Source organism: Streptomyces sp. NPDC055189, from assembly GCF_053606765.1.
On sequence record NZ_JBSGSG010000164.1, the window covers coordinates 1 to 7252 of the forward strand.

Sequence of the window (7252 nt, forward strand, 5' to 3'; positions counted from 1 at the left end):
GAAAATTCAGCCCGTCCGGCGATTGAGGACATCTTGTACGGGGGTCCAGGGGGCGGAGCCCCTTGGTTTCGGGAAGGGGCGGGGTGGGGGAGAAGAACCCTCCGCCGGGCCCGCCCTACGATGCGTACGCTCACGGGGAGCACCGACGAACGCACCTCCGGGGGACCCGTGACCGCCTTGCTGCCCGCGCTGACCGCCAAGGTCCGCCAGACAGCCCACCGAGCCCCGCGCGCCTGCGCCTGCGACCCCGAAGCAGTCCTCGCCGACCGCGACGACGCCACCGTCGTCCGGCACGGTGACACCGTCGCCAAGGCCCACGCCCCCGGCACGGACCCCGCCGGCCTCGCCGCCCGCCTGAAGGTCGCCGCCGCCCTGGACGGCACCCTCCTGCCGCCGCTCGCCGACACGGCGATTCCCCTGCACGGCCGCCTCGTCACCCTCTGGCAGGCCGGCACCCCGGTGGACCGCGACGACCCCGACGCCGCCCCCTGGGAAGCCGCCGCCACCCTCCTCGCCCGCCTGCACGCCACGCCTCCCGCCCTGCTCCCGCACCCGCTCCCGGCCATGCGCGGCCCCGCGAAGGCCGCCCGAGCGATGCGGCGGATGCGGGACGCGGGCCCGCACCCCGCCGCCGCCCCCGTCGAGCGCGCCTGGACCACACTCCCCGGCTGGGCCCGCGCCGAGTCCCCCGCCCCGCAGCCGGGGCTCCTGTGCCACGGCGACCTGCACCTGGGCCAGCTGGTGCGCACCCCCGAAGGGCGCTGGCTGCTCATCGACGTCGACGACCTCGGCCTCGGCGACCCGGCCTGGGACCTGGCCCGCCCCGCGGCCTGGTTCGCCTGCGGCCTCCTCCCCGGGGATGAGTGGACCCGCTTCCTCACCGCCTACCGCGCGGCACGCGGACCCGCGGTCCCGGCCGAGGGCACCGACCCCTGGCCCGCCCTCGACGCGCCGGCCCGCGCCCTCACCGCACAGACCGCCGCCCTGGCCGTCGCCAAGTCCGTCAAGGAGAACCGGCCCCTCGACGAGATCGAGCAGGCCGTGGTCGACGCCTGTGATCGAATGGCCGCCCTCCCGCCCGAGTTGGCACCCACCCTCACGAAGTAGGGTGCAACGCACCGAAGCCGGGCAGAGATCCGGCGAAGCAGTCACGACCGGCGAGGAGTTGAGCCGACCATGCAGTGTCCCAAGTGCCATGCACCGATGCACACGTACAACCGCAATGGCGTCCAGATCGAGCAGTGCAGCGGTTGCCGCGGGATATTCCTCGACTACGGCGAGCTGGAGGCCCTGAGCCGCGTCGAGAGTCAGTGGGGCGGCCAGCAGGCCCCGCCGCCACCGCCCGCCCCGCAGGCCTACCCCGCCGCTCCCGCCCCGGCGTGGGGCGCTCCCCAGCACGGCGGCCACCACGGCGGCCACGGCGGGCACTACGGCCACAACAAGCGCCACAAGAGCTTCGGCCACATGCTCTTCTCCTCCTGACCGGAGGAACGACGAAGCCCCCGGCCGTGGAGACGGCCGGGGGCTTCATGCGGATGGTGCGCGATACTGGGATTGAACCAGTGACCTCTTCCGTGTCAGGGAAGCGCTCTCCCGCTGAGCTAATCGCGCGGGTGGACCTGCATGTGGTGCGTACTGCGTGCGCGATACTGGGATTGAACCAGTGACCTCTTCCGTGTCAGGGAAGCGCTCTCCCGCTGAGCTAATCGCGCGGGGATCCTTGCGGACCAGAACTTCAGTTGTGCTGCGTGCGCGATACTGGGATTGAACCAGTGACCTCTTCCGTGTCAGGGAAGCGCTCTCCCGCTGAGCTAATCGCGCTTGGAGGTGGAGACGGGATTTGAACCCGTGTAGACGGCTTTGCAGGCCGTTGCCTCGCCTCTCGGCCACTCCACCAGGAGTGCGGGGGGTCGGGAAGATCCCCCACTTCCTGCGAGCGGACGACCAGGTTCGAACTGGCGACCTCAACCTTGGCAAGGTTGCGCTCTACCAACTGAGCTACGTCCGCTTGTCTTTCCCGGTGCGCTTGCGCGTCCCGGCGACGTGTTGAACTCTAGCGGATTCCTGGGCCAGTACAAAAACGCGTTTGCGCAGCGTGCTGCGCTGTCGCCGGGCCGGGGCGCCACCAGGACGCCGGTCATAGACTCGCAGACGTGCACAGCGCCCCTCAGATGTCCTCCCGGCCGCCCTCTGGGGCACCCCTGCCCATGGCGCGCTTCGGCGGCCTGCTCGCGACCGGCCTCAGGGACGTGACCAGCGATCCCTCGGCTCTCGACTCCCGGGGTTTCTGGGCCGTCGCGGCGAGCTTCGAGGGCGAACTGGTCTGCGCCCGCTTCGACGACGTACGCGAGGAACCGGTGCCCGCGCCGGTGCCGGGAGCGTGGCAGGGACCGGCCGCCGGTGACTGGACGTCGTCGCTGGATCGCGCCGCGTACGTGGCCGGAGTGCGAAGCGTGCGCGAACACATCGCGGCGGGCGACGTCTATCAGGCGAACCTCTGCCGCGTGCTGTCCGCGCCGGTCGCGGAAGGCGCCGACGTCGACGCCCTGACCGCGCTCCTGGCACGCGGGAACCCCGCTCCGTACGCCGGAACGATCCGGCTGCCCGGGCACGGCGTCGAGATAGCCACCGCGTCACCCGAGCTGTTCCTGCGCCGCCAGGGGCGCGTCGTGGAGTCGGGGCCCATCAAGGGCACCGGCCGGACCGAGGCCGATCTCCTGGAGAAGGACTACGCCGAGAACGTCATGATCGTGGACCTCGTCCGCAACGACCTCGGCCGGATCTGCGTGACCGGTTCCGTGACCGTCCCCGACCTCTGCGTGGTCGAGAAGCACCCCGGTCTCGTCCATCTCGTCTCCACCGTCCGGGGCGAGCTGCGCCCCGGCGCGGGCTGGACCGACCTCTTTGCCGCCGCGTTCCCGCCCGGTTCCGTCACCGGCGCCCCCAAGTCCAGCGCCCTGCGCATCATCGACGCCCTGGAGACCGCACCGCGCGGCCCCTACTGCGGCGGCATCGGCTGGGTCGACGCGGACAGGGGCACCGGCGAGCTCGCCGTCGGCATCCGGACCTTCTGGATCGACCGCGCGGCGGGCGTCCTGCGGTTCGGCACCGGCGCAGGCATCACCTGGGGATCCGACCCCGAGGGGGAGTGGCGGGAGACCGAGCTGAAGGCGGAACGGCTGCTGGCGGTAGCGTCGGGAGCGTACGAAGTGAGTGGAGGGACCCCTTGGTGAAGATCTGGCTCAATGGCGGCCTGCAGGAAATGGAGACCGCCCGCGTCTCCGTGCTCGACCACGGCCTGACCGTCGGTGACGGCATCTTCGAGACGGTGAAGACGGTCGAGGGCCGGCCCTTCGCGCTGACCCGGCACCTGGACCGGCTCGCCCGTTCGGCGCGGGGCCTCGGCCTGCCCGAGCCGGACCTCGACGAGGTGCGCGCGGCCTGTGCCGCCGTTCTCGACGCCGATCCGATGCCGCTGGGGCGGCTGCGCATCACCTACACCGGCGGTCTCTCGCCGCTGGGCTCGGACCGCGGTGACCAGGGGCAGACGCTGATCGTCGCCCTCGGCGAGGCCGCCAGGCGCCCGGACTCCACCGCCGTGATCACGGTGCCGTGGACCCGCAACGAACGCGGCGCCCTGACCGGCCTGAAGACCACGTCGTACGCCGAGAACGTCGTCGCCCTCGCGCGCGCCCACGACCAGGGCGCTTCGGAGGCGCTGTTCGCCAACACGGTCGGGCAGCTGTGCGAAGGCACGGGATCGAACGTCTTCGTCGTCCTCGACGGCGAGATCCACACGCCGCCGGTCGCTTCCGGATGCCTGGCGGGCATCACGCGTGCGTTGGCCGTCGACTGGACGAACGCGCGCGAGACGGACCTGCCGCTCGACGTGCTCGACCGCGCCGACGAGGTGTTCCTGACCTCGACGCTCCGTGACGTCCAGGCCGTGCACCGGGTCGACGGGCGCGAACTGCCCGGCGCGCCGGGCCCGGTGACCGCCAAGGCCATGCGGATCTTCGCCGAGCGGGCGGCGGACGACCTCGACCCGTGACCGGTCGAACAAGTGGCCGCAAGTGCACGCGATCCAGATGACGCTCGAGCCGCAGGACGGGTACAACACCACTGATGACCACGACCCTGCGGCCGACCGGGCCGCTTCAGCAGAGCGCTGACGGCGCCAAGTCACGTACGTACGAAGTGCGCGTCAACAGCCGTCCCGTGGGCGGGATAGAACTCGCCACGCACCCCGTGTTCGGACCCGGCGTCGCCGAGATGCGAGAGCTGAACATCGAGGAACCGGACCGCAGGCGCGGGCGTGCCACCGTCGCCGTGCTCGCCGCCGAAGAGGTGGTGCGCGGCTGGGGCTGCAACCGGATCGAAGTGGCCGTGCCCGCCCGGGCCGCGGCGGCCCACCGCCTCGCCGTGTCCCTCGGCTATGTGGAGCGCAACCGCCACATGGCCAAGCCCCTGACCACCGAGCCGCCCGCGCTGCCCGCGGGTGTCGAGGGGCGGGAGATGACCGAGGACGAGTACGAGGTCTGGCTGGCCCGCGAGAAGGAGGACTACGCGCAGACCTGGATCGAGCGCGGGGTCCCGGAGGCGCAGGCGCGGGCCAAGTCAGACGCCGACCACGCCGACCATCTGCCGCAGGGCCTGGCCACCCCCGGCACCAGCCTCAGCGCGCTCACGCATGAGGGCACGAAGGTCGGCGTGCTCTGGCTGGCGCTGCGCGACGGCGGCGGGTTCGTCTTCGACGTCCAGGTCGACGAGGAGCACCGGGGGCGCGGTCACGGCCGCTCGCTGATGATCCTGGCGGAGACGCAGGCCCGCGCGGTCGGTCTGAGCCGCATCGGCCTCAACGTCTTCGCGGGCAACGTCCCGGCCCTGCGCCTGTACGAGTCGCTGGGCTACGAACCGGTGACGTACTACGTCTACAAGCAGCTGCTCTAGGAGGCGTCCTGCCCGGAAGCCGCCAGCAGGAGGTCGGTGATCTCCTCGACGCGCTCGAGCAGGCCGTCCTGGCTCTTGCCGCCGTCGAGGCGCTCGCCCCCGATGACGTACGTCGGTGTCCCGGTGACGCCGATCGCCTTGCCCTCGGCCTGGTCGGCGTCGACCATCAGGATGTGCCGGCCGTCGACGAGGGCGGTGTCGAACTCCTCGGCGTCCAGGCCCAGTTCACGCGCGACTTCGACGAGGAAGGGCTCGCCCTTGCGGGTCAGGTCCTCGACCCTGCCGAGCACGGCCTCGACGTACGCCCAGCCCTGCCCCTGCTCGAAGGCCTCCTCGGCGGCCTGGGCGGCGGCGAAGGCGTACTTGTGCTTCTCGAGGGGGAAGTGCCGCAGGCGCAGGTCGACGGTGTCGCCGTAGCGGGCGCGGAGCGCGCGTACGTCGTCGAGGGCGGTCCGGCAGTCCGGGCACTGCAGCTCGCACCAGATGTCGATGACGAGGGGGCTGGTGGGGGCAGCGGGGTCAGAGTCGCTCATGGGGCACAGTCTTCCAGTCCCGCGAGCGCCCTCCCAACCGGGACAGGGGCGGCGACCGGCACCCGGGGAGGAGCCGTGACCCTGATATGTCCCTGAAGTCCGCTGGGGGCGTGGCCTGTGGGTGCCCACCCGGTGCAGGATGGAGGGGAAGACGGCGCCACCGTCTACGCCCGCACGCCGCACGCCTGGAGGACCGGATGATTGCCGAGACCGTCTGTTCCGCCGTATCCGCGGCCGGCCTCGGCATTGCCGCGATCACGGCCTACCGCAAGCGCTTCCTCGCGGCGACGCGCCTCGCCGCCTACTCCCTGGTCCCGGTCGGTCTGGTGATGACCGGCGTCGTCGGATGGCTGGCAGACACCGCCTTCAGCATGAAGGCATGGGTGGGCTTCGGTGTCCTCGGCCTCGCCTGGCTGCTCTTCATGATCACCCGCGCCGTGGAGCGCAGGTCCGGCGGCACCCGCAAGGAGCGCAAGGCCGCGAAGGCGGCCCAGCGCGAGGCGGTGGCCCCCGCGGCGTCCGCGCCCTCCCTGGGGCAGGGCGCCCGCCCGGCCGCCCAGCCGGTGGAACGGCCGAAGGCCGCCGCGCCCAAGGAGGACTTCAGCGACATCGAGGCCATCCTGAAGAAGCACGGCATCTGACGGGACCGGAACGGGGCGGGGACGGCGGAGCGGGGCGGCACCGGCGTGGGGAAAGCCGTGTCAACCACCTGCGGTGTCCGAGGGGCGTGACGCTCCCTCGTTCGTGTGGACGGCGGCCGGGCGGGGGTCTGCGGGGTGCGTCGCTGGTGAGCCGGGCGCGGCAGGTGCGGGACGCCGGAGTCGCGCAGGTCACGGGATGCGGCGAACTCCCGCGATTGGCTTGCATATTGGTCAACGGCACCCCCGGGTCTGCGTCATCATCGCGACGAGATGCTGGACACCGCACCGGGCGATGCCGCCCCGCCGACCGATGAGCGAGCCGCGACCGAAGAGCCCAAGGGCTGTCTGTTCGCGCTCTCCCAGCCACCCCTGATGATTTTCCTGGCGGTGATCGGCGTTCTGCTCCTGCTGGGGTCGTTGCACGATCTGCTGGGGATGTAGCGGGGGCGCCGCGGGCTCAGCCCGCCGCTTCCTTGCGCCGGGCCCGGTAGGCGGCCACATGCAGTCGGTTGCCGCAGGTGCGGCTGTCGCAGTAGCGGCGCGAGCGGTTGCGGGAGAGGTCGACGAAGGCGCGCCGGCAGTCCGGCGCCTCGCAGCGCCGCAGCCGCTCCTGCTCGCCGGCGACCACGAAGAAGGCGAGGGCCATCCCGCAGTCCGCCGCGAGGTGGTCGGCGATGGAGGCGCCGGGCGCGAAATAGTGCACGTGCCAGTCGTAGCCGTCGTGGTCGGTGAGGCGGGGCGTGGTGCCCGCCGCCGCGATCAGTTCGTTGATCACCGCCGCCGCGGCCCGCGGCTCGGGCGCCGCGAAGACCTCGTGGAAGCGGCTGCGGATGTGCCGGACGCCCGCGAGGTCACGCTCCGAGAGCACGCCGACGTCACTTATGTCGTGGCTTCGTACGAACTCGCCCAGAGCTGCTACGTCCGGGAGCCCCTCCGTCTCGGCGCTCTCGGTGTCCGGTGCGGTGTTCACCAGATCGACCACGGCGTCGAGTGCGCACCGGGTGTCGTGGGTGATCAGCACGATTTGCTCCCTGGCCTGGGGGTAGTGGGGTTCCCCCCGGCTCGTCGAGAGCCGGGAAAGGGTGCCCGCCGATGCTGGCCGATGCTAGCGGCTTCACGACACGACAC

Annotated in this window: 9 protein-coding genes and 5 tRNA genes; 7 read left to right on the plus strand and 7 right to left on the minus strand. The window is 71.9% G+C overall.

The features are described 5' to 3' along the window. Positions 1 to 120: 120 nt before the first annotated feature. Positions 121 to 1107, plus strand: coding sequence for an aminoglycoside phosphotransferase family protein (locus ACWFR3_RS46140; protein WP_453740725.1), 987 nt, complete (start codon positions 121 to 123; stop codon positions 1105 to 1107). 69 nt (positions 1108 to 1176) lie between these two features. Beyond that, complete coding sequence (locus ACWFR3_RS46145; RefSeq protein WP_453740726.1) at positions 1177 to 1482, plus strand: TFIIB-type zinc ribbon-containing protein; 306 nt, start codon at positions 1177 to 1179, stop codon at positions 1480 to 1482. Positions 1483 to 1536: 54 nt separating this feature from the next. On the opposite strand, the gene ACWFR3_RS46150 is transcribed toward ACWFR3_RS46145, so the two are convergent. From ACWFR3_RS46150 to ACWFR3_RS46170, 5 genes are all read right to left on the minus strand, one after another. Next, positions 1537 to 1611: transfer RNA gene (locus ACWFR3_RS46150), tRNA-Val, on the minus strand. Positions 1612 to 1640: 29 nt separating this feature from the next. Beyond that, positions 1641 to 1712: transfer RNA gene (locus ACWFR3_RS46155), tRNA-Val, on the minus strand. A 37-nt stretch (positions 1713 to 1749) separates the two neighbouring features. Next, positions 1750 to 1821: transfer RNA gene (locus tag ACWFR3_RS46160), tRNA-Val, on the minus strand. A gap of 1 nt (position 1822) precedes the next feature. Continuing rightward, a tRNA-Cys gene (locus tag ACWFR3_RS46165) sits at positions 1823 to 1896 on the minus strand. A 39-nt stretch (positions 1897 to 1935) separates the two neighbouring features. After that, positions 1936 to 2008 (minus strand) — tRNA-Gly (locus tag ACWFR3_RS46170). Positions 2009 to 2171: 163 nt separating this feature from the next. Between ACWFR3_RS46170 and ACWFR3_RS46175 the strand changes: the two genes are divergently transcribed. From ACWFR3_RS46175 to ACWFR3_RS46185, 3 genes are all read left to right on the plus strand, one after another. Next, the gene (locus tag ACWFR3_RS46175) at positions 2172 to 3233 is read left to right on the plus strand and encodes a chorismate-binding protein (protein WP_453740732.1); all 1062 of its coding nucleotides are present in this window, start codon (positions 2172 to 2174) and stop codon (positions 3231 to 3233) included. Continuing rightward, complete coding sequence (locus tag ACWFR3_RS46180; protein ID WP_453740733.1) at positions 3230 to 4051, plus strand: aminotransferase class IV; 822 nt, start codon at positions 3230 to 3232, stop codon at positions 4049 to 4051. The genes ACWFR3_RS46175 and ACWFR3_RS46180 overlap by 4 nt, the downstream gene beginning before the upstream one ends. 74 nt (positions 4052 to 4125) lie before the next feature. After that, entirely contained in the window at positions 4126 to 4950 is an 825-nt protein-coding gene (locus ACWFR3_RS46185) for a GNAT family N-acetyltransferase (RefSeq protein ID WP_453740727.1), read from the plus strand. Here the strand turns inward: ACWFR3_RS46185 and ACWFR3_RS46190 are convergent. Then, positions 4947 to 5483 carry a DsbA family protein gene (locus tag ACWFR3_RS46190; protein WP_453740728.1) on the minus strand — a complete coding sequence of 179 codons (537 nt, stop codon included), beginning with the start codon at positions 5481 to 5483 and terminating at the stop codon, positions 4947 to 4949. The two genes, ACWFR3_RS46185 and ACWFR3_RS46190, sit on opposite strands and share 4 nt — an antisense overlap. Positions 5484 to 5680: 197 nt before the next feature. On the opposite strand from ACWFR3_RS46190, the gene ACWFR3_RS46195 reads away from it, so the two are divergent. Both ACWFR3_RS46195 and ACWFR3_RS46200 read left to right on the plus strand, forming a co-directional pair. Further along, complete coding sequence (locus ACWFR3_RS46195) at positions 5681 to 6124, plus strand: hypothetical protein (protein ID WP_453740729.1); 444 nt, start codon at positions 5681 to 5683, stop codon at positions 6122 to 6124. A gap of 270 nt (positions 6125 to 6394) precedes the next feature. Next, entirely contained in the window at positions 6395 to 6565 is a 171-nt protein-coding gene (locus ACWFR3_RS46200) for a hypothetical protein (RefSeq protein WP_453740730.1), read from the plus strand. 16 nt (positions 6566 to 6581) lie between these two features. Here the strand turns inward: ACWFR3_RS46200 and ACWFR3_RS46205 are convergent, their stop codons facing one another. Next, positions 6582 to 7145, minus strand: a complete 564-nt coding sequence (locus ACWFR3_RS46205) for a CGNR zinc finger domain-containing protein (RefSeq protein ID WP_453740731.1) — start codon at positions 7143 to 7145, stop codon at positions 6582 to 6584. Positions 7146 to 7252 lie beyond the last annotated feature (107 nt).

Excerpts from the sequence above, each read along its gene's own strand:
- ACWFR3_RS46190 (WP_453740728.1), bottom strand. The coding sequence starts at position 5,483 with ATGAGCGACTCTGACCCCGCTGCCCCCACCAGCCCCCTCGTCATCGAC.
- ACWFR3_RS46185 (WP_453740727.1), top strand. The coding sequence starts at position 4,126 with ATGACCACGACCCTGCGGCCGACCGGGCCGCTTCAGCAGAGCGCTGAC.
- ACWFR3_RS46145 (WP_453740726.1), top strand. The coding sequence starts at position 1,177 with ATGCAGTGTCCCAAGTGCCATGCACCGATGCACACGTACAACCGCAAT.
- ACWFR3_RS46195 (WP_453740729.1), top strand. The coding sequence starts at position 5,681 with ATGATTGCCGAGACCGTCTGTTCCGCCGTATCCGCGGCCGGCCTCGGC.
- ACWFR3_RS46175 (WP_453740732.1), top strand. The coding sequence starts at position 2,172 with ATGTCCTCCCGGCCGCCCTCTGGGGCACCCCTGCCCATGGCGCGCTTC.
- ACWFR3_RS46200 (WP_453740730.1), top strand. The coding sequence starts at position 6,395 with ATGCTGGACACCGCACCGGGCGATGCCGCCCCGCCGACCGATGAGCGA.
- ACWFR3_RS46140 (WP_453740725.1), top strand. The coding sequence starts at position 121 with ATGCGTACGCTCACGGGGAGCACCGACGAACGCACCTCCGGGGGACCC.